The following is a 22,173-nucleotide window of genomic DNA, read 5'->3' on the forward strand; positions in this document are numbered from 1 at the left end:
CTAACCGATTTGTGAAATTTTGAGTAATTTACTTAAGTCATTTCTAACTTTGTAGGGATCGTAGCCAACCGGGTATTTCATCATTAAATTACCCAGCGGGTCCATAATGAACAACATGCCTTCGGTAATGGACTGACCGGCAATAGCCTGCAGTTTTGCTGATAATTCGCTGGATATCTCAACTTTCAGCAGCCGGCCATCAGTTTGCCAATCCGCAGAAAATACCGGTTGCGCATTTTTTGCCATTACTATAGCCGCGCGCCGGATTCTTGGTATATCTTTACCCAGCATTAGGGAAAGCTGTCTTGATTTATATAAAGCATCCTCGCATACCGGGCCGCATTGATTGTTAGGTACCAGATTGACCAATACCCAATGGCCTTGCAATTCATTGATTTTTTCGGCACTAAACGGGTCATAACCGGAAAACTCGCTAATAGCAATTGGTAACGGTGGGGTAATTAAGTCGCCATTACTGGCACCTAAGCGCAATGCAGCCGGGTTTTTGGCTAAATACCAGGCAATCAGAAACGGAATAATGCTCATCGCAAAAATGACGATAATAAGGATGCGATTTTTTTTAAGCTGTGTGTTCACTGGGTTTTTCTTATTGTTATCCAAAAAAACAGCGCGGTAAGAGTCAGCGCCAAACCAAACCATTGTACTGCATAAGCCTGATGTTTCTCAGGCGGAATCGTAGTACTGATTTGCCATTGGCGTTTATAGCCTTCTGTCTCTTTGGCGTCCAGCTCGATCTGAAAGTCATATAAATCATAAGACAGTTTGGCGGCCAAAATCTGACTGTTGATAACCTGAACAACTGCCGGCCAACCGGCCGTGGGAATTTCAGCACCAGCCAGTTTAATACCCACCCCCGGAAATTGATTGATGCGCCCCAAAATGTGCATAACAGGGCTGTGTATACTGATATCTGGCAAAGTCTGGCGATTAATACCTAAAGGTAACCAGCCACGATTGACCAGTACAGCCCGTTGTTCCCCGTCAATTAAAAACGGGCTTAACACCATATAGCCCGGCTTACCTTCCATCATTTGATTATCCAGCAAAAACTGGTGAGCATCATCATAATGGCCACTTACCTGAATATTTTGGTATCGATATGTGCTGATGTCGGCTCCGAGTGCTTGCTGGTTTAAATCAAGTACTGCGGCACTGATGGCTGCCCGCTGTTGAGCTAAAAAGGCTTTTTTCTGTTCGGCTCGGTTTAACTGCCAGAACCCCAAACTGCACAGTGCGGCCATTAATCCCAGATAGATAGCTATGCTTAACCACGAACATTTAACTTCCCGCTGCAAAATTTTCATGTGTTTTAGTCTGTGTATTGATTAATTTTTATTGGCAAGCTGAGACGGATAGCCGAGAATGCCGGTTTTAACATTTTATTCTGCGCCATGCTCGTAAAAACTATCGTTATTATTGCTTTCCTGGCCATTATTGCCAGCTTGGTCACTGCTCTGTTTTTTCTGGTAAAGCGTCGGGCGGGTGAAGAATCGACTAAAACTGCCAAGGCTTTAACAGTGAGGATTACTTTGTCCTTACTGCTATTTGTGTTTCTGATTCTGGCTTTGGCCACTGGCTTGATCCAACCGCATGGGATAGGTGCCAATATCGAGCGCGCTCATTTGCAGAACAACTCAACTGCTTCACCTTGATGCTGTAAAGTTGGCAAAAAAAAAGCGCGATTCAAGCGAACCGCGCTTTTTATATTGGTTTGGCTAAACTAAACAATATAGACAAAAATAAACAGCCCCAACCAAACTACGTCAACAAAATGCCAATACCATGCGGCGGCTTCAAAGGCAAAATGATTTTCTGGCGTGAAATGACCTTTCCAACTTCTGAATAGAACCACGGACAGGATAATGGCTCCTACTATAACGTGAAAACCGTGAAAACCGGTGAGCATGAAAAAGGTTGATCCGTAGATTCCACTACCCAGAGTCAAGCCCATGTCGTGATAGGCTTCATAATATTCAGTAGCCTGACAAGCAACGAATATAAAGCCCAGTCCGACAGTGGCCAATAAGCCTTTTATCAACTGCTCGCGATTTTTAGCCAGTAAGCCATGATGCGCCCAGGTGCAGGTAACACCGCTGGACAGCAGCAACAGGGTGTTCAGCAAAGGCAAGCCAAACGCGCCCATAGCTTCGAAATGTCCGCCGACATTACCGGGACCATTGGTGGGCCAGATTGCCTGAAAGGCCGGCCATAGTACTTCGTGGGTTGAGCGTCCTGGACCACTGACGGCTCCGCTCTCGCCCAGCCAGGATACTGACAGGTTGCGGGTATACCATAAGGCGCCGAAAAATACGGCAAAGAACATGATTTCGGAGAAAATGAACCACATCATGGCCATCCGGTAGGAAATACCTACTCCGTGGTTGTACATGCCGGATTCGCTTTCAGTGGCTTGCAAAGCAAACCAGGCACCAAGCATCGCCAAGAACACGACAAAACCGACCAGCATCATGCCGGAACCGATGCTTGAACCGTTTAAATGATTGGCAAAACCAGCCAGCATAGTCATTAGCCCGGCGGTTGCCAGAACCGGCCATGTGGCCTTATGCGGGATATAATAAGCTGTGTTAGTAGACATGACCTTCCCCTTTGTTAATCTTCAGTTATGTTAGTTCTATCAAAAAAAGTATACGACAGTGTAATGGTTTTATAACGCTCGGGTAACTTGGGATCGACCGCAAACCGAACCGGCATGGTCTTTTCCTCATTCGGTGCAAACGTTTGCGTGGTAAAACAAAAACACTGAATTTTTTTAAAAAATTGTTCGGCAAGCCCAGGTGTGATACTTGGTATCGCTTGCGCCTTTAGGTTTATGCCGGTTTTGTTTTTGGCATAAAAATTCACTGTGTAATATTGCCCCGGATGAACTTTAATACTACTGGTCTCAGCACTAAAACTCAGCGGAGTGGCGGCGTTAACCGAAGTGATGAACTCAACGCGAATTTCCCGGCTTTCATCAACCACAAACTCCCCGTTATTTTCCACCGCATTCTGAACCTTTATGTTCTGACCGGTAATATCACACAATACATTGTAAAGCGGTACCAGAGCATAGCCGAAGCCGAACATCAGCAACGCGATCAACACCAGCTTTTTCACTAGCTTGGTATTTTTACGTGCCAGTTCCTCGCTCATTGCGACATAGCCTTTAATACCGCGAACACATAAATGGTGACGGCTATCAAGGTCAGCACCACGGCGGTCAGAATATTCTTTTTCTTGGTATCCATATTTTCACCAGACCCACTGCCCCCCGACTCTAGTCAGGAGGCAGTTTAATTGGCGGCCGATAAGCGCTTAAAAATGCTCAGTCGGGATAATTTCCGGCGGTGTGCTAAAGGTATGGTATGGCGCTGGTGATGGTACAGTCCATTCCAATCCGTGTTTGCTGGCATCTTCCCACACTTCATCGGTGGCTTTACCTGTGCCGCCTTTGATGGTGTCGATGACGATATAAACAAACAGCAGCTGGCTGAAGCCATACATGAAAGCGCCAATACTGGATACCATATTCCAATCCGCAAACTGGATGGCATAATCCGGAATCCGCCGCGGCATACCCGCCAAACCTAAAAAGTGCTGCGGGAAGAACAAAATATTGACCGAGATTGCCGACAACCAGAAATGCAGTCTGCCGATTTTTTCGTTATACATATTGCCGGTCCATTTTGGCAACCAGTAATAACCGGCAGCCATCAGGATGAAGATCGCGGCAGGTACCAGAGTGTAATGGAAATGGGCAACGATAAAATAGGTATCGTGGTATTGAAAATCCACTGGCGCTACCGACATCATCAAACCGGTAAAGCCACCCATGGTAAATAACACCACGAAAGCAATGGAAAACAGCATCGGCGTTTCAAAAGTCAAAGAACCTTTCCACATGGTGGCGGTCCAGTTGAAAATTTTCACACCAGTCGGAATGGCGATCAACATGGTGGCGTACATAAAGTACAACTCGCCGGCTACCGGTAAACCGACAGTAAACATGTGATGTGCCCAAACGATAAATGACAGGAAGGCAATAGCCGCTGTGGCGTAGACCATGGAGGCATAGCCGAACAGGGGTTTACGGGCAAAGACCGGAATAATGGTTGAAGCCACACCGAAGGTGGGCAGGATCATTACATATACTTCCGGGTGACCGAAAAACCAGAAAATATGCTGATACAGTACCGGATCACCACCACCAGCCGCGTCAAAAAAGCTGGTGTTGAAGAAGCGGTCGGTGAGCAGCATGGTGACTGCTCCAGCAAATACCGGCATGATGGCAATCAGCAGGAATGCGGTAATCAACCAAGTCCAAACGAACAAGGGCATTTTCATCAGCGTCATGCCTGGGGCGCGCATATTGAAAATGGTGGCGATGATGTTAATCGCACCCATAATGGAGGAAACCCCCAGCATATGTACGGCAAACACCGCAAACGGGAAAGCTTTACCGGTTTGCATAACCAGCGGCGGATAAAATGTCCAACCGGCTGAAGGAGCACCGCCTTCCATGAACAAGGTGCTGGCAATCAGCAATACGCCGGCAACCAGCATCCAGAAGCTCATGTTGTTCATACGTGGCAGAGCCATATCCGGAGCACCGATCATCATCGGTATCATCCAGTTGGCCAAGCCAACGAATGCCGGCATTACCGCCGCAAATACCATGACCAGCGCGTGCATGGTAGTCATGGAATTGAAGAAATTCGGGTCAACAAATTGTAGACCCGGTTCAAATAATTCGGCACGAATAACTAATGCCATTGAGCCGCCGACAAAAAACATCACCAGCGCAAACAGCAAATACAAAGTGCCTATATCTTTATGGTTGGTGGTAATTATCCACCGCAAAATACCCTTTTCCGGGCCATGACCATGATCGTGGTCGTGATCGTGGTCGTGATGATCATCATGCTCGGCTACGACAGCAGACATACTCTATACCTCAACAATAAATTGAAAATTTGTGCAATGCGAATTCCAGCAGCTTATTCATCATCGTCCCATTTAGGTGTGATTTTGTTGGGCTGAATTTCATCGCCGACATTATTGCCTAATTCCGGTGCATTTCTGATGTAGGTAATCAGCTCCGCCAATTCATTGTCAGGCAATTTGCGGAACGACGGCATTTTACTGGTGCCGGCCTGGATGAACCCGATTAACTGGTCGATACTGCCGGTAACTTTAGCACTACCGCTTAAGGCAGGATACCAACCGGAAATGCCTTTGCCATCAATCTGATGACAAGCCACACAGTTTTTCAAATAAACCGACTCACCTTTGGAAATCAGGACTGAACGAGGCTGATCGGTTAAATCCGGAGCCGCATTCTGTTTATCCAGGGTTGTTTTCACCCAAAGGTCGTATTTGTCTTGTTCCATGGCGATAACGACAATAGGCATAAAACCATGGTCCCTGCCGCATAACTCGGTACATTGACCGCGATAGATACCAGGCTTATCAACTGAAGTCCAGGCTTCATTGACAAAACCGGGGTTGGCGTCTTTTTTCCAGCCCAGATCAGGCACCCACCAGGAGTGAATCACATCGGCGGCAGTAAATAAAAACCGGATCTTCTTATGAACCGGCACTACCAGAGGTTTATCTACATTCAAGAGATAATTGGCAACCGAACGCGGATCCAGGGAGCTGATCCGATGGGTTTTTTCGCTGGCTTCATCCAGATGGCTTTCAAAACGAATGCCGCTGTCCAGATACTCATACTCCCAATACCATTGTTTACCGGTGACTTTAATGGTCATATCGGAATCATGCACGGTATCAAGATCAACAACAGCTTTGGTGGCTGGTATCGCCATACCGATCAAAATCAATGTGGGGATAATGGTCCAGATAATTTCGACGGTGGTGTTCTCGTGAAATTGCGCAGCCTGATGACCTTTAGATTTGCGATGGTGAAAAATTGAGTAAAACATGGTGCCGAACACGGCAATACCAATGAACACGCATATCCACAGAATGAGCATATGTAAATCATAAATCTCATGACTGAGTTGTGTTTGCCCTTGTGTAAGGTTGAGTTTGTAGTCCGCATGTGCAGAAGTGCCAAGCCCATAGAGCATTAACACCAGACACGCGAGCAGTTGCTTTGATTTCTTCACGGAGCAGCCCCCCAGATTGTAGTTATAAACTTATATGCGTTATATCTTTTTGTGATCTTGTTGCCTAGTGATATCCGGCGACAATTCCTTTTAAAAATAATTATCACAAATTAACTGAGCAATTTTACCCTATGACTCTACTCTAAACCAGAGGAGCTTTGCCTATTTCGGCAGTAGATACAAAAAAGGCTTGTGGACATTGCTGCCCGCAAGCCTTTGATCACCGATTTAAGCTTTATTCCGGCATTATTTCAATGCATCTGAATAAGACTTATCGAAAGTTGGGATGTGATTATCCAACCAGCCTTTAACTAGCTGCCCAACCGCTTCAGTGACTTCTGCTTCGCCTGCGTGGAATTTTTTTTGCAAATCGGCTGCTATGCCAATAAATGCTACATGTTCTTCTTTATGACGATCATAACCGCCATAGCCTTTTGCTACCATTTCTTTTTCTTCGTGAGCAAAATGATCGACAACATAAGCAATCAGAGCATCCAGAGAAGCCCCAATTGTTGCCCGATCAGCACCGCTGGTGGCTTCATCATACAGTTTATTTAACAAGCCAAACAGTGTTTTGTGCTCGTCATCGGCAAAACCTACGCCAGTGCCATATTGTTCTGCAGTCCAAGTTATTAATGCCATAACACGTCTCCAAGTTGTTTCTAGTTATAATGGAGTTGGCATTGTCGGCGCAGCAGCCAGTTGACTTATTGATCTGCATCAACAATCGGCCAAATTCAGAACGACAGATTATCAGCTAGCACATCGAAATCCGGTATTGCCTGATATGGCATCACCCCCAGCAGCGGTGCCGCTATGTGCCGGCGCAGATAGTCAAGATTGGCGTGTACATCAGTTCGGCCGGCTTCAATTTCCACAGCCACCCATCCGGCACAAGGCAAGCCTTGCTGACAAACAGCTTGATAAGTCAATCTGGCGTGATTGAGACAGCCCAGCCGCAAAGCAACCACCATGATAACCGGTAATTGCAGAGCTACTGCCAAACCGGCATTATCCAGACTTGAACTCAGTGGCGACAGCCAGCCGCCGGCCCCTTCGACCAAAACCCAATCCGCCCGCTGCCTAATAGTCTGGAGTTGATCCAAGATATGCGCCAAATTGACTTGGATTTCACCGCATGCCAGATGCGGCGAAACCGGCATGGCAAAAGCATAGGGGTTAATCTGGCTATAGTTGAGTTGAGGTACCGAATTTGCCTGCAACAAGAGTGCATCGCCATTCCGTAAACAGTCGTCACGCCATTCACAACCGGCAGCTACCGGTTTCATGCCGGCCACTGTGTAACCCTGGCGACGGAATTTGCGCAGTAGTGCGACACTCACCCAGGTTTTGCCGACATCTGTATCAGTACCGGTGATAAAAAAACCGCTGTTCATCAACTATACACTGGCACGCATGAATATCACTTCATAACTGGCAACTATTTCTTCATCCAGTTTACTGGACTCATAATTTTCAATCATGGCCTGCAATTGTTGCCGGGTGGTGGCTTTAGGATTACGGGTAGAATTGACATTATGTGCGCCCAAACCTTTGAGTTCGCGCATCAAGGCCATCACAGAGGCGTAACGGCATTGAAAGACCAAGGTTTCGCTACTTATTTCGACAAACCCGGCACTCGCCAGAAAATTGCTGACTTGCTCAGCACTATAAAACTGATTGACATGCGTGTAATCATCCACGGTCGCCCATGCCGCTTTCAATTCCTGCAAAGTAGCCGGGCCAAAAGTAGCAAACACCAACTGCCCCTCCGCTTTTAACACTCGGCGACAATCGGCAAACACAGCCGGCAGATCCTCACACCACTGCATGACTAAATTTGCATAAATCTGCTGGATAGTGCCGGTCGCCACGGGTAGTTTTTCGGCATCGGCACATAAATAATCAATAGACATACCGGCGTTTTTACGCCGGGCTGCAGTCAGCATAGTCATGGCAATATCCAGTGCCAGCACAGCTCGCTTGGCTGCCTGACCGGCTATTAACCGGGTCAGAAAACCGGTACCGCAGCCCAACTCCAAAATCATGCCTGGATAGATCTGCAAAGGATATTTGTTGAGCAGCAGTCCGCCAACCTGACGCTGCAGCATTGCCGCCGCATCATAGCCGGCAGCAGCAGCGGTAAATGAATGTCTGATTTTGGGTTTATCCAACTGATTATCCTGTTTCATAGTCCTGCCAGCAGCCAGTCATAAAATTCTTGTTGATGTGATAAAAACAACGCGTGTCCGGCTGTGTCGATAATATGCACGCAGATAGCCGGATTAATGTCTCGTAATGCCGATGCGCTTGCCACAGGGATTAGCTGGTCATTTGCCCCGTAAATTGCCCTGACCGGGCAACTTAGCTGACGCAACACCGGTCTGACATCGCTATATTTAAGGATATTCAGACCACCGATCAATGTGTCCAGTCGCGGAAATGCTGTTGCAGACAAAGCTGTTTTCAATTGCTGTAAAGCCTGCCTGGCATTTGCGGAACCATAAACCTGCAGGGCCAGAAAACGCAACATGGTTTGCGGTAGATCGGCGGCCAATTGCACAGCAAATTCATCAAATACCTGCGCCGGCACACCTGGCCAATCTGCTGTTTTGACAAACTTGGGAGTACCCGCCACCAGCATCAGACTGTGCACGCGATCCGGGCTAAGCCTGGCCATTTCTATCGCTACACTTGCACCCAATGACCAACCGACCAAGGTAAACACTGGCTCCAAAATGACATTCAGCAAAGTTTCTGCCACTGCCGTCAAACTAAACACCTCTAGAACCTGACTCCTACCTTGTCCGGGTAAATCCAGAACGATAAGGTGATGATTTATTGCCAGTCTTTCGGCCAGTTGCTGCCAAACGCTGCTATTCATACCCCAACCAGGAATCATGACAATTACGCGCCGCTGTCCAGCAGCAGTTTGGATTTGATTCACGGTAAGACCTTGGCCAAGGCGGCCAATAAAGTATCCACGTGCTTATCAGTATGATTGGCTGTAAAAGTGATGCGTAATCGGGCCGTTCCTGCCGGAACAGTAGGTGGACGAATCGCACTAACCCAGATGCCCTGCTCCAACAAACGCCGACTGATTATCATGGCCTGTTCGCTATCGCCGATAATGACAGGCTGTATGGCGGTCTGCGAATCCGCCAATTGCCAACCCCGGCTATCCGCTCCGGCCCGGAAACGCATGATCAGCTCCTGCAGCCTCTGCCGCCGCCAGGATTCGGTCTGCACCAAATCAAGACTGGCGCGCGCCGCTTCAGCAACCGCCGCCGGCAGCGCAGTTGTATAAATATAAGTGCGGGCCTTTTGAATCAATAGCTCAATCAAATCTTCGGAACCGGCAATAAAGGCGCCAAAACAACCGAAGGCTTTGCCCAGTGTCCCCATCAAAATCGGCACTTGGGCCTGACTAAAACCAAAATGTTCTACACACCCGCCGCCAGTTTTGCCCAACACACCCAAGCCATGCGCATCATCTATCAGTAAACCGGCCCGGTTTGCTGCGGCCAGCGTTGCCAATTCCAGCAAAGGCGCCAAATCGCCATCCATACTGAAAACACCATCACTGACTATCAAGGCTTTGGTTTGGCACAAACCCAATTGCTGCTGTATATCCTCCAGACTGCCATGCCGGTAACGCTTGAGTTTAGCTCCTGACAAACGAGCCCCATCAAGCAGCGAAGCATGATTTAAACGGTCTGCCAGCATAACATCGTGACGCCCCAACAGAGCCGAAATGACGCCCAGATTAGCCATATATCCGGTGGAGAACAGTAAAGCTCTGTCCCGGCCGGTAAATGCGGCCAGCTCGGCCTCCAGAGCATGATGGGCCTGAGTATGTCCGCATATCAAGTGGGCAGCACCGCTGCCCACTCCATAGCGATCCACACCAGCTTTAAATGCCGCTGCCACACCGGGGTGATTGGCCAAACCCAAATAATCATTGCTGCAAAAATTAATGACCGGCCCAACACAGCTGTTCAACACCACATCTTGCGGACCGGTGACGATTTGCCGCTGCCGATATAGATGCTGCTGTTTTAATGCAGCCAGCTCGGCACTGAAATCGTAAAAATCCTTAGCCATTAGTTATAGCTTGAACCACCTGTGTGGATACCCAGACGTTCAAATAATTGCAGATCGTGATTAGTCATAGGGTTATCGGTAGTTAACAGCTTGTCGCCATAGAATATGGAATTGGCGCCGGCAAAAAAGCACAAAGCCTGCATTTCATCACTCATGTCGTTACGACCTGCCGATAAACGCACGCGTGATTGCGGCATCAGGATACGTGCCACGGCAATAGTGCGAATAAAAATCAGTGGATCGAGACTATCGATACCATATAAAGGGGTACCTTCCACTTGTACCAGTAGATTAATGGGCACGCTTTCCGGATGCTTCGGTAACGTAGCCAGTTCCAACAATAATTTGGCGCGATCCTGAGCTGTTTCCCCCATCCCGACTATGCCTCCGCAACACACATTAATACCGGCATCACGGACTCTGGCCAAAGTATCCAGTCTATCCTGATAAGTTCGGGTTGTGATGACTTCCGAATAATAATCTTCTGAAGTATCCAGATTATGGTTGTAATAATCTAATCCGGCTGCTTTCAAGGTCTGGGTTTGACTATCGGTGAGCATCCCCAGTGTGACGCAGGTTTCCATACCCAAGGCTTTGACTTCCTGCACCATTTCCACCACTCTGGCTATGTCGCGATCTTTGGGGCTACGCCAGGCGGCCCCCATACAAAACCGTGAAGCACCTTGCTGTTTGGCTTGTTGCGCGGATTTGATCACGGCATCAAGCGGTAACAGTGCTTCCGGATGCAAATCGGCATCATAGCGGGCGCTTTGCGGACAATAGCCGCAATCTTCCGAACACGAACCGGTTTTGATACTTAACAAACTGCTGATCTGAACCTGATTAGGATCAAAAAACAGCCTATGGGTAGCCTGAGCTTTAAACAATAAGTCGTTAAACGGCAACGCAAACAGGGCTTCGACTTCCTGGAGCTGCCAGTCATGACGCAGAGGGGCTTTGCTGGTGAGCAGTTCTGAGGTAGCATTCATCGGGGTAATCTCCAATCTGACAGAGGCCGAATCGCTGACTTTGCCAGTTATCAACCTGTTGAAAAAAATTTAGTGAACAATTGGCTGAATATTATACAGAACAAATGGCTCCCGCCACGTTGTATCTTATGCAATCGCCCAGGATTTGCTGATCTGGACTTGTGCAACGCTTGTTTTAACGACTTGCCACTTAATAATTTTTGTTGTTACCGCTGCGCGGAAAACCTTTCAAACGCCTCAAACTCAGCGCAATTATGTGGGCGTTGCCTGACTAACACACCGCATTTTGATGAAACTTATGCACCTTATCTCTATCAGCACAGCATGGCTTATTTAATTACTCAGCTCAAATTCGGACACCAATATAAACACGCCCGCTTACTGGGCAGCTTATTGGCCAAATATGTGAGCGCCAGCGCCGAGTTACCGGAATGTATAATACCCATGCCGTTGCACCACAATCGTTATCAGGAACGCGGCTTCAACCAATCAATCGAAATTGCCCGGCATTTGGCGAGACTTCTGGATATTTCACTGGATTTGCATAGCTGTGTGCGTCAACGCGATACCGTTCAGCAAACCAGTTTGCCCGCCGCCCAGCGTTTAAAAAACATGCGCAAGGCATTCAGCATGGCAAAACCGCTGAAATTTCAACATGTGGCTATCGTCGATGATGTCATGACCACCGGCGCCACTGCCTCCGCATTGGCATTGACCTTAAAAGAAACCGGCATCAGCCGTGTCGATGTCTGGGTATGCGCACGCGCCTGAATCCGGGCTAGCGTTCATTGCTTAATTTGCAGCGTTAGCATATCCAGTATAATTATGGGTTTGCTTATCCCGGAAACCCTTATGCCAGCATCTCGTCTCGCCTGGGCTATCACTGGCTCAGGACATTACATTACCGAATGCCTGGATTTTTTACTGACCTTGGACAATGTTGATTTATTTTTAAGTCAAGCAGGAGAGGAAGTATTAAAAATGTACGGCATATCCTTGACGGATCTGAAAGACAAATTGCCGGTGTACCGGGATAAGGCAGCTTCAGCCCCACCGGTTGGTCTGTTTTATACAGGCCATTACCATACGCTGGTGATGGCCCCCACCACATCCAATACTATTGCCAAATGCGTAGTAGGAATAGCCGACAGCCTGATCACTAATCTATATGCCCAGGCCGGCAAATGCCGGGTGGCCAGCATTGTTTATCCATGCGACATTGCCCCTGAGATGGAAACCACTGCTCCCGGACATAAGAAAGTCATGGTCTATCCCCGCCCTATAGATTTGGAAGCTACCGCCAGAATACGAGAATTTCCCTATACTCAGGTGGTTGACAGTGTAGACGCGCTGCAAACAGCGGTTTTAACGCGACTGGCCAGTCTGTCATGAGTGAACACATACTGTTTTTAACCGGCAAACTGGCGGAAAAACAGTTACGTCAGATTTTAGCTGCCATGGAACCGGATTTCAGTTACATGGTTCTGGAAATGGGGGTAAAGGTAGCGGCACTGATGACGGCAGACATGATAGGCCGCCGACTCAAAGATACTTTTGGGGCTGACCGTATCATTATTCCCGGCCGGTGTCGCGGCGACCTTACTGCCTTATCCCAGCAATTGGGAGTACCAGTAGAACGCGGCCCAGAGGAAGTTAAAGATTTGCCGCAACATTTCGGCAAATTGGCCCAGCATTATGATCTAAGCGCTTATCAGACCAAGATTTTTGCCGAAATCGTGGAGGCCCCCCACATTAGCGTGGAAGCAGTACTGGCTCGCGCCCACTATTTCCAAGCTAACGGCGCGGACGTAATAGATATAGGTTGCCTGCCCGGCGTGCCCTTTCCGCATTTGACTGAATGTATCACCACTCTCAAACAGGCCGGTTTCCTGGTCAGCATCGACTCCCTGGAAGCTCGTGATTTGCTGGCGGGCGGTCAGGCTGGTGCCGATTATTTATTAAGTTTGACCAGTCAAAGCCTGTGGATTGCCGACGAAGTTGCCGCGACCCCTATTCTGATTCCGGATCGGCATGGCGACCTGGATTCCCTGGATGCCGCCATTAATCATTTTCAGGCAAAAAATCGCGCCTTCATTGTTGACCCCATCCTCGACCCTATTCATTTTGGCTTTACCGATTCCTTGGTGCGCAATCATGCTTTCCGGCAACGCTACCCGGACTTGGAAATGATGCTGGGGGTAGGTAATATTACCGAACTGACGCATGCCGATACTTGCGGCATAAACGCCTTATTGCTGGGTATCTGTTCAGAGCTGAATATTAATCATATTCTGACCACCGAAGTCAGCAAACATGCCTGCCGGGCGGTGCGCGAAGCTGACCGTGCCCGCCGGATCATGTACGCGGCCAAGCAGCATAACAGCTTACCCAAACATATTGCCCCCGACTTGCTGACCGTACACGATATCTCGCCTTTTCCTTATAGTGAAACTGAAATCGCGGCGATTGCCGCTGAAATTAAAGACCCGAGTTACCGAATTCAAACCAGTCAAACCGGTTTACATGTCTTTAACCGGGACGGTATGCATACTGCTCAAGACCCTTTCGATTTCTATCCAAAATTGCAGGTGGAAACTGACGGCGGTCATGCCTTTTATCTGGGCGTGGAACTTGCACGTGCTGAAATTGCCTGGCAGTTGGGCAAACGCTTTACCCAGGATCAACGCCTTAATTGGGGATGCGCAGAGGAGACTAGTGAATCGACTGTGGATTTGCATACTTTTAAAGCTGCAGGCAGCACGCTAAAAAAAACTGATTAACCTGCATTATCGACTCAGTTAAAGACGAACTCAGCTTGGAATAACCAATTAGCATACAGCATTTTTCAAGCCTTAAAACTGCCAAAAATAGCACAAAACACCATTGTTTTTTGAGACAATTTTATTAAAGGTGCCTTCACATGACATTCATAAGTATTTATTTGGCTTAGCATTATTTGCTGAAGACCTATTTGGAGTTGACTTTTAGGAAAAAATCCTTCAATTTAAGCAGCTGGTGTGGCTCCCCAAAGCGTTTGGCTAGTGCCGAAACAATCATTGCGGACAGTCATCCAAACAGAGCTTTAAAACTAAAATTTAGTCTTAACAACACAAAATTCGTACTCTGTCTCATGAACAGATTACCAGGAGGAAACATATGAAGAAGCCTGTACTAAACTGGCTGCTTGCTGCATCAGTAACTGCTTTGATAGCTGCACCCACTGTATCTACTGCTAACAGCGACCTAGAAAAATTAACACAGAACCCAGCCAACTGGGCATCTTGGGGCGGTGATTACGCTGGTACACGTTACAGCAAACTGTCACAAATCAACGCACAAAACGTAAAAACCCTGCAACCTGCTTGGTCTTTCTCTACTGGTGTGCTGCGTGGTCATGAAGGCGGCCCTCTGGTTGTTAATGGTGTTCTGTACATACACACACCTTTCCCTAACACCGTTTACGCAATCGATCAAAAAACCAAAGCCGTAATCTGGGAATTCACTCCAACTCAAGATGCTGACGTGACTATTCCTGTCATGTGCTGCGATACTGTTAACCGTGGTTTAGCTTATGGCGACGGCAAAATTTTCCTGCAACAGTCTGACACTGTTCTGACTGCACTGGATGCCAAAACCGGTAAACGCGTTTGGAGCGTACAAAACGGCGACCCAAAATTGGGTATGACCAACACCAATGCACCTATCGTGGTTAAAGACAAAGTCATTACCGGTATTTCCGGTGGTGAGTTCGGTGTACGCGGCTTCCTGGCAGCTTACAACATCCGTACCGGTCAGTTGGATTGGAAAGGTTACAGCATGGGTCCTGATAAAGACACCCTGATCAACCCAAGCAAAACCACCGCGTGGAAAGACGGCAAAACTCAAGTCGTTGGCACTGATTCCGGCACTAGCACCTGGAAAGGTGACCAATGGAAAATCGGCGGCGGCACCACCTGGGGCTGGTACAGCTACGATCCTAAACTGAATCTGGTTTATTACGGCTCAGGCAACCCTTCTACCTGGAACCCAGTACAACGTCCTGGCGACAACAAATGGTCCATGTCTTTGTGGGCACGTGATGCTGACACCGGGGAAGTTAAATGGGTTTACCAAATGACTCCACATGACGAATGGGATTATGACGGTATCAATGAAACCGTTCTGGTTGACCAAGAAGTCAAAGGTAAATTGCACAAAACCATCGTTCACTTTGACCGTAACGGTTTTGGCTATACCCTGGATCGTGAAACCGGTGAACTGTTGGTTGCTGAAAAATTCGACAAATCTGTTAACTGGGCTTCTCACGTTGACCTGAACACTGGCCGTCCACAAGTTGTGCCTGAATTCAGTACTGAATTCCACGGCGAAGACGTTAACACTGTTGGTACTTGCCCTGCAGCTCTGGGTGCAAAAAACCAGCAGCCTGTTTCTTACTCTCCACAAACCGGTCTGTTCTATATCTCAGGTAACCATTTGTGCATGGAGTATGAACCATTTGAAGTTACCTACACAGCTGGTCAACCTTATGTTGGTGCCACCCTGTCAATGTCACCTGCCGGCGCTGATGTTATCACCGGCAAAAAAGACGGCACTACCAACTTGGGTCAGTTTACTGCTTATGATGCTAAAACCGGCAAAATTGCTTGGTCTAACAAAGAGCAGTTCTCAGTATGGTCAGGTTCAGTTGCAACCGCTGGCGGCGTTGTATTCTACGGCACTCTGGAAGGTTACCTGAAAGCAGTTGATGCTAAAACCGGTAAAGAATTGTATAAATTCAAAACCCCTTCAGGCATCATCGGTAACGTTAATACCTGGGAATTTGAAGGCAAACAATACGTAGGCGTTCTGTCTGGTATTGGCGGCTGGGCAGGTATCGGTATCGCAGCTGGTCTGGACGACGGCTCTAGCTCTTCTAACTCAGAAGGTCTGGGCGCGGTAGGTGCTTACAGAAGCTTAAGCTCTTACACCAAACTGGGCGGTACTTTAACTGTATTCGCTCTGCCAGACTAATTTCTGCTGTTTAGAAGCTAGTCAAGCCAGCCTTGGCCGAGAAATCGGCCAAGGCTTTTTTGTATGCGCCAGTTTTATTCTGGCTGAGCACGGGTTAGTTAATTCAACAAACGGAATGTTTTTTGTTTAGCCCACTGCCACCAACTTTCCAAAACGCAGTGCAGATTATTAACCGCTATTGCACCAATGAACTGCGTTAAAAATTGTTTCAATTCTGAACGCGAATAGTTACCATGCCCACCAAAATAGCTGTACAGTGTGATCCACCTCTTTTTTGAACTACTCCTGTTACGATGAAAAACTCAGCCCATTTTAAAAAACTATGGCTAGTCGGCAGCCTGCTAATACCGACAACTATTCATGCCGCAGATAAATTCAAGGTCTGCGCCGATCCGCTGCACCCACCCTATTCGAGCAAGGATAATAGCGGCTACGAAAATAAAATCGCTACCCTGTTCGCCGAACAATTGGGACAGGAACTGGAATACTTCTGGTTTCCGGAACGTATGGGCTTTATCCGCAACACGCTCAAGGCTGAAAATGACAACGGCAAGGGTTATAAATGCGATGTGATCATGGGCTTGCCGCCAGGATCGGAACTGGCAGATACCACTAATCCGTATCTGCATTCCACTTATGTATTATTAATTGGCAAAGGCCGAGGCTGGGATGATATTAATTCGGCGGAGCAACTGGCGAACTTGCCTCTGGCAAAACAGGAAAAACTCAAAATCGCCATGTTTGACCGGGGACCAGGCACAACCTGGTTGCAACAACACGGTTTACTGGAGCAAGGCATACCCTATCAAAGCATGACCGGCGATAATGAGCATAATATCGCCATGCAGATTGAGCAGGACTTGCGTAAACAAAGCATAGACATGGTAATACTATGGGGGCCTATGGCGGCTTATGTGCAATCTCAGAGTGCGCCGGGCAGTTATATTGCCATCCCCATGATATCGACACCAAGCTTGCAGTTTGATTTTTCCATAGCCATGGCAGTGCGCCCTGGTGATAATAAGCGCAAGCAGTTGCTGAACGACTTAATAGCCAAAAATCAGGCTAAAATTCATGACATCATCAGCAACTACGGCATTATAAGTCTGCCGATACCTGTACAGGCTGCACCTAAAGATGATGATTAACAGGGCTTGCCGGCATTAAGCCTGGGGTGGACCGGTCAGGGATTACTCTGCCAATATAGGCAAGAGACAGCTGGATGATGTCAACACAGCTAACTGACCGGCGACTCCTATTCCCCAATTGGTACTTGGCGCCCAAACAGACCAATCAAATGCCTCAGGTAACTGACTTTATCGGCAGTCAACTGCGACCAGTCGAATCGCCAGTGCCAATTGCCTTCGGTAGTACCCGGTGTATTCATACGATCAACAGACCCCAAACGTAACACATCCTGCATCGGTATCACGGCGAGATTGGCAACCGAGGCCATAGCCGCGTGTATCAGCGCATTAGGCATGGGCAAGCTGGACCAGCCCAGATAGTCATAAACTCTTTGCTTTTCAATATCACTAAGCGTCTCGAACCAACCCAAAGTGGTATCGTTATCATGTGTACCGGTATACACCACACAATTGCCCAGATAATTCATCGGCAAATACGGATTGTTATTATTGCCGTCAAATGCAAATTGCAGAATTTTCATACCGGGTAAATGAAACTCATCACGCAGGGCTTCGACTTCCTCGGTAATAATACCCAAATCTTCAGCCACCAAGGCCAATGCCGGAAAGGCTTTTTGGATGGTTGCCAGTAATTCCCGGCCTGGGGCCGCTACCCATTTGCCATTAATGGCAGTGGTTTCCTGCTCAGGCACTTCCCAAGCAGCTTCAAAGCCTCGGAAATGATCTATTCTGAGAATGTCGAACATTTCATATTGAGTCTCTAAACGTTCCAGCCACCATTTAAAGCCGTTTTTTTGCTGGTACTCCCAATCATAGTGAGGATTACCCCAACGCTGGCCATCAGCAGAGAAATAGTCCGGCGGCACTCCGGCCACGACATCCATACCCCCGGTGGAATTCAATTTAAATTCATCACGATTGGCCCAGACATCTGCACTATCATAGGAAACGAAGATTGGTATATCTCCAAATAGTAAGACTTGTTTTTCGGCTGCATAAGCTTTTAATTCCTGCCATTGCCGAAAAAACAGATACTGTTCAAACTTGATGGCCTCCAGCACATCTTTCAACAAATTGCGGGCATCACTGAGGGCTTCCGGCTCACGCTCCTTCAACGCTTCCGGCCATTGTATCCAGCTCTTATGTGAAAACAGGTTTCTCAGCGCAATAAACATGGCAAAATCATCCAGCCATTTAGCCCTATCCTGACAAAATTGCTGAAAGCTCTCACGTTCATCTGCTTCTGCCAATAATTGAAAACCATAAAAGGCCTTGGCTATCAGGCAACTTTTACCAAATTCGTGATTGGCGTGACAATCATTGCAACTGTCATGGCTTTGTATCCAACCTTTGTCCACCAGCCAATCGATGCTGATTAAGGCTGGATTTCCGGCATGAGCCGATAGGCATTGGTACGGAGAACCATCACTATGCGGCATACCCAATGGCAGGGTTTGCCAGACGCTAACACCGGCATCATGCAGAAAATTGACGAAATTATAGGCTTCAGTGCCTAAATCGCCACATTCACCACGGCCAGGTAAGGAGGTAATATGCAGCAATACACCTGCACGGCGTTGATCCAAAAAAGAACTCATGTATGCCTAATCAGTAAATTAAATTTCGTTGCCACGGCGCATTGCCCCACCCATGGCCGGTGCACCAGATCCTTGGGTAAATGCCAAAGCCAAATATCCCGGCGGCTCTTCTCCCAGTAAGCGATAAAGATTGCTGAGATTAAGTCTATATTGTTTTTCAAAGTCGCTGACTGCTTCGCCGGGATTATAGTCGCCAAACCACCAGAACCAATCTGAGCCTTCGCATACCGCCAGTTGAGCTTCAGCCATATTTAGTTGCTGATCGGAGAGCCTGCCTTCGGCCACGGCCTTATCGAATGCGGTTTTGACATCACCCAGCATATCCCAGCCATAGTTCTTATCAGCATCGCCTATCCAGGTAGAAAATGTGCCGTAAACCCAACTTCCCGCCACCAGTTTAGGTAAAAGAGTGGGCGTTTCGCCCTGCTCCAGACACTCGGAAAAAGTAGTGAGTTCTATACGGGGATGCTCACTTAAACGCCGGTACAAGGCATTCAGAAAATGATACCCATTATCCGGGAAATATTCCCAGGCATTTTCACCATCCATGATAATGGAAACCACCGCAGGACGTTTTTCATAATCAGCAATGTTTTCCAGATGCTTAATAAAATCGGCTACGGCATCGTCAGCATGCCATTTGGAGTATTCAAAGCCGATCAGATCTGATAAACCATCATCCCGAAAAAAACAGGCAATATTGGTATCTTCCAATTTAAAAGGATGATGCAGGCTGGTTGTTGCGGCATTCATCCCAGAAGCTTGCAGGCTGTTATGTAAAACATTGCCACCGCTGGCTGTCCATTTAAAACCAAAATCAGATAGTATTTGCAAAGTGCGCTCACTGATACTACCTTCTGAAGGCCAGCAGCCTTTAGGCTCAAAACCAAAGAAATGCCTGAAGGTGACCACGCCTCTCTGCAAGTGCCATAACACCCGCTGCTCACCACCGGGATAGTCGTTCAGCATCGGCAAGCTGGCGGTGGGCATGGCCTCCCGCGCACTTTGTATCTCCAGCATCAAGGGCATGATCGGGTGAGCATACGGGGTGACTGATAATTCAATACGGCCTTTGCGCGCCAGTGATTTATAACGATAAATGACTTTCGAGAGTAAATCACCGATGATTTCCACAATTTCTATTCTATCGTGCAAGGTAAAGTTTTTACCTTTTTCAATCAGGCGCCGCACTCGTTCATCATTGAGCTTTACGGACTCTCCCATCCAAATCAGGTGATACCAAACCAATACATCGGAAACGAACTGGGCATTCAGGTAATTAACCGCATCCTGATGAGCCAAAATCCAGTCGCTCATTTCTATTAATTTACGAAACGCCGGATACCGATTTATTTGTCTTTCCCGATTGGCTTTTTTGCAGTCTCTGAGCAATTTCAACCGTTTTTCGACATCCGAAGATACCGAAGGTTCAACCAATGCCGCCAGCAAAGGATCTTTGATGGCAATTCTGTCATGCAGATAACTGCTGACCTGATTGGAATAATCCTCTATCTGCTCGAGCAAAATCGGCGCGAAGTTGACCACAGCCTTAGCACCAGGAACCGATTCCAGATGCCCGGCCATATCGATGTAATCCTTAATCACATGCAGATAGGTCCACGGCAGCTTAAACTCGCCGCTTTGCATATCTCGATACTCAGGTTGGTGCATGTGCCAGCACAACACCAATTTCAGTTTATCTGACATAGTGTCGTCTTTGTCCTAACATATCGGAAGTCACTAGTACTACCCCACCCGCACTGACATAAAAACGCTTTTCATCCTCCTCCCGATTTTCACCAATCACGGTACCTTCCGGGATTTGACAGGTTTTTTCGATAATAGCCTTGGTTATCCGACAATGTCTACCAATATTGACATCCGGCATAATCACCGAATCCCGAACGGTACTATAAGAGTTAACCCTGACCTGCGAAAACAATAAAGAATGCCGGACTGTTGCTCCTGATATGACACAACCACCTGATACCATAGAGTCTATGGCCTGACCTCTTCTATCATCGTCATCAAACACAAATTTGGCCGGCGGTGTCTGAGCCTGATAAGTCCAAATCGGCCAGGTGTTATCATACAGATTCATATCGGGCTGTACACCTATCAGCTCCATATTGGCCGCCCAATAGGCATCTATAGTACCCACATCCCGCCAATAGCTCTGCTGACCGCTTTGCATATCCAGAAACGGATAGGCATTAACCCGGTATTTATCAATGACCGCCGGGATAATGTCTTTACCGAAATCTCGATTTGAGCCAGGCATGTCGGCATCTTTAATCAGTTGTTCGAACAGAAAACCAGCATTGAATATGTAGATACCCATAGAAGCCAAAGCCGTATTTTCGCGTCCCGGCATCACTGGTGGATGCTCCGGTTTTTCCACAAAAGCCCTGACTCGGCGATTTTCATCAACATCCATCACACCAAACTCTTTTGCATCTTGTAGCGGGACTTCAATGCAGCCTATCGTTAAATCGGCATTATTGTCAACATGATCAGCAAGCATAGCGGAATAATCCATTTTATAGATATGGTCGCCCGCCAATACCAGCACGAATTCTGGCTCACGTGACCGCAAAATATCGATATTCTGATAGACCGCATCGGCTGTACCCTGATACCAGGAATGTTCATCGTGGCGTTGCTGCGCCGGCATCAAATCCACATATTCGCCAAATTCGCCGCGTAAAAACCCCCAGCCTTGCTGGATATGCCGAATTAGTGAATCGGCTTTGTACTGAGTCAATACACCGATTTTGCGGATATCGGAATTGATGCAATTCGATAAGGGAAAATCGATAATACGGAACTTACCGCCAAACGGCACTGCCGGTTTGGCTCGCCAGTCCGTCATATGCTTAAGACGGGAGCCACGCCCCCCTGCTAAAATCAGGGCAATAGTATTGCGCGTCAATTCATTGACTCGTCTGGGCTGATTTTGTTTATCCACGGCTGACATTTTTTAACCCTCTAAAAATTATTATTTCCGTCAAAACTTGACTCACGGCAAATTCTAACTAGTTTTGCTTGCCGCCTTGGTTCATTATCGTTACTCTTGACCAAAAAGTAAAAATCAAACCACCAATACGACGAAACGATACCCTACAACACTGCTGAATCTTTTAAAAATCAAACTTACTATGATAACCAAGGC

The 22,173-nt window shown here is 47.5% G+C and carries 21 protein-coding genes and 1 pseudogene; 7 read left to right on the forward strand and 15 right to left on the reverse strand.

Going from position 1 to position 22,173, the window contains the following annotated elements:
• Entirely contained in the window at positions 1-597 is a 597-nt protein-coding gene (locus tag KEF85_RS13865) for a hypothetical protein (RefSeq protein ID WP_215581545.1), read from the reverse strand.
• On the reverse strand, positions 594-1,325 hold the full coding sequence (locus KEF85_RS13870) for an SURF1 family protein (RefSeq protein WP_215581547.1): 732 nt from the start codon (positions 1,323-1,325) through the stop codon (positions 594-596). The genes KEF85_RS13865 and KEF85_RS13870 overlap by 4 nt, the downstream gene beginning before the upstream one ends.
• Positions 1,326-1,412: 87 nt before the next feature.
• On the opposite strand from KEF85_RS13870, the gene KEF85_RS13875 reads away from it, so the two are divergent.
• Positions 1,413-1,673 carry a twin transmembrane helix small protein gene (locus KEF85_RS13875; protein WP_215581549.1) on the forward strand — a complete coding sequence of 87 codons (261 nt, stop codon included), beginning with the start codon at positions 1,413-1,415 and terminating at the stop codon, positions 1,671-1,673.
• 68 nt (positions 1,674-1,741) lie between these two features.
• Here KEF85_RS13875 and KEF85_RS13880 read toward each other — a convergent pair whose 3' ends face one another.
• The 10 genes from KEF85_RS13880 to bioB all read right to left on the reverse strand — a co-directional run bounded on the left by KEF85_RS13880 (position 1,742) and on the right by bioB (position 11,245).
• Complete coding sequence (locus KEF85_RS13880; RefSeq protein WP_215581551.1) at positions 1,742-2,617, reverse strand: cytochrome c oxidase subunit 3; 876 nt, start codon at positions 2,615-2,617, stop codon at positions 1,742-1,744.
• A gap of 14 nt (positions 2,618-2,631) precedes the next feature.
• Entirely contained in the window at positions 2,632-3,174 is a 543-nt protein-coding gene (locus KEF85_RS13885) for a cytochrome c oxidase assembly protein (protein ID WP_215581553.1), read from the reverse strand.
• 162 nt (positions 3,175-3,336) lie between these two features.
• Complete coding sequence (ctaD, locus tag KEF85_RS13890) at positions 3,337-4,965, reverse strand: cytochrome c oxidase subunit I (RefSeq protein ID WP_215581555.1); 1,629 nt, start codon at positions 4,963-4,965, stop codon at positions 3,337-3,339.
• Between the two features lie 53 nt (positions 4,966-5,018).
• Entirely contained in the window at positions 5,019-6,152 is a 1,134-nt protein-coding gene (coxB, locus tag KEF85_RS13895; RefSeq protein WP_215581558.1) for a cytochrome c oxidase subunit II, read from the reverse strand.
• A 246-nt stretch (positions 6,153-6,398) separates the two neighbouring features.
• Complete coding sequence (locus tag KEF85_RS13900) at positions 6,399-6,794, reverse strand: bacteriohemerythrin (RefSeq protein WP_215581560.1); 396 nt, start codon at positions 6,792-6,794, stop codon at positions 6,399-6,401.
• 95 nt (positions 6,795-6,889) lie between these two features.
• Positions 6,890-7,549 carry a dethiobiotin synthase gene (gene bioD, locus KEF85_RS13905; protein ID WP_215581562.1) on the reverse strand — a complete coding sequence of 220 codons (660 nt, stop codon included), beginning with the start codon at positions 7,547-7,549 and terminating at the stop codon, positions 6,890-6,892.
• A gap of 3 nt (positions 7,550-7,552) precedes the next feature.
• The gene (gene bioC / locus KEF85_RS13910; protein WP_215581565.1) at positions 7,553-8,344 is read right to left on the reverse strand and encodes a malonyl-ACP O-methyltransferase BioC; all 792 of its coding nucleotides are present in this window, start codon (positions 8,342-8,344) and stop codon (positions 7,553-7,555) included.
• Positions 8,341-9,099 carry a pimeloyl-ACP methyl ester esterase BioH gene (bioH, locus tag KEF85_RS13915; protein WP_215581567.1) on the reverse strand — a complete coding sequence of 253 codons (759 nt, stop codon included), beginning with the start codon at positions 9,097-9,099 and terminating at the stop codon, positions 8,341-8,343. Before bioH ends, bioC begins: the two co-directional genes overlap by 4 nt.
• Positions 9,096-10,256, reverse strand: a complete 1,161-nt coding sequence (gene bioF / locus KEF85_RS13920) for an 8-amino-7-oxononanoate synthase (protein WP_215581569.1) — start codon at positions 10,254-10,256, stop codon at positions 9,096-9,098. The genes bioH and bioF overlap by 4 nt, the downstream gene beginning before the upstream one ends.
• Positions 10,256-11,245, reverse strand: coding sequence for a biotin synthase BioB (gene bioB / locus KEF85_RS13925; protein WP_215581570.1), 990 nt, complete (start codon positions 11,243-11,245; stop codon positions 10,256-10,258). Before bioB ends, bioF begins: the two co-directional genes overlap by 1 nt.
• Positions 11,246-11,317: 72 nt before the next feature.
• Here bioB and KEF85_RS17015 point away from each other — a divergent pair.
• The 6 genes and pseudogenes from KEF85_RS17015 to KEF85_RS13950 all read left to right on the forward strand — a co-directional run.
• Positions 11,318-11,503, forward strand: a pseudogene (locus KEF85_RS17015) (double zinc ribbon domain-containing protein); the annotation flags it as partial.
• A 66-nt stretch (positions 11,504-11,569) separates the two neighbouring features.
• Entirely contained in the window at positions 11,570-12,016 is a 447-nt protein-coding gene (locus KEF85_RS17020; protein ID WP_343222200.1) for a ComF family protein, read from the forward strand.
• Between the two features lie 81 nt (positions 12,017-12,097).
• On the forward strand, positions 12,098-12,637 hold the full coding sequence (locus tag KEF85_RS13935; RefSeq protein ID WP_215581574.1) for a flavoprotein: 540 nt from the start codon (positions 12,098-12,100) through the stop codon (positions 12,635-12,637).
• Entirely contained in the window at positions 12,634-14,025 is a 1,392-nt protein-coding gene (locus KEF85_RS13940) for a DUF6513 domain-containing protein (RefSeq protein ID WP_215581576.1), read from the forward strand. Before KEF85_RS13935 ends, KEF85_RS13940 begins: the two co-directional genes overlap by 4 nt.
• 376 nt (positions 14,026-14,401) lie before the next feature.
• Positions 14,402-16,255 carry a methanol/ethanol family PQQ-dependent dehydrogenase gene (locus KEF85_RS13945; RefSeq protein ID WP_215581578.1) on the forward strand — a complete coding sequence of 618 codons (1,854 nt, stop codon included), beginning with the start codon at positions 14,402-14,404 and terminating at the stop codon, positions 16,253-16,255.
• Positions 16,256-16,548: 293 nt separating this feature from the next.
• Entirely contained in the window at positions 16,549-17,403 is an 855-nt protein-coding gene (locus KEF85_RS13950; protein ID WP_215581579.1) for a quinoprotein dehydrogenase-associated putative ABC transporter substrate-binding protein, read from the forward strand.
• A 107-nt stretch (positions 17,404-17,510) separates the two neighbouring features.
• Here the strand turns inward: KEF85_RS13950 and malQ are convergent, their stop codons facing one another.
• The 3 genes from malQ to glgC are packed head-to-tail and all read right to left on the reverse strand — an operon-like array spanning position 17,511 to position 21,978.
• Positions 17,511-19,001: a 4-alpha-glucanotransferase gene (gene malQ, locus KEF85_RS13955; RefSeq protein WP_215581581.1), complete on the reverse strand. Its 1,491-nt coding sequence runs from the start codon at positions 18,999-19,001 to the stop codon at positions 17,511-17,513.
• An 18-nt stretch (positions 19,002-19,019) separates the two neighbouring features.
• Positions 19,020-20,708, reverse strand: a complete 1,689-nt coding sequence (locus tag KEF85_RS13960; protein ID WP_215581583.1) for a glycoside hydrolase family 57 protein — start codon at positions 20,706-20,708, stop codon at positions 19,020-19,022.
• A complete protein-coding gene (glgC, locus tag KEF85_RS13965) occupies positions 20,698-21,978 on the reverse strand; it encodes a glucose-1-phosphate adenylyltransferase (RefSeq protein WP_215581585.1) in 1,281 nt (426 codons plus the stop codon). Before glgC ends, KEF85_RS13960 begins: the two co-directional genes overlap by 11 nt.
• Positions 21,979-22,173 lie beyond the last annotated feature (195 nt).

It is taken from the genome of Methylomonas paludis, assembly GCF_018734325.1.
Lineage (GTDB): Bacteria > Pseudomonadota > Gammaproteobacteria > Methylococcales > Methylomonadaceae > Methylomonas > Methylomonas paludis.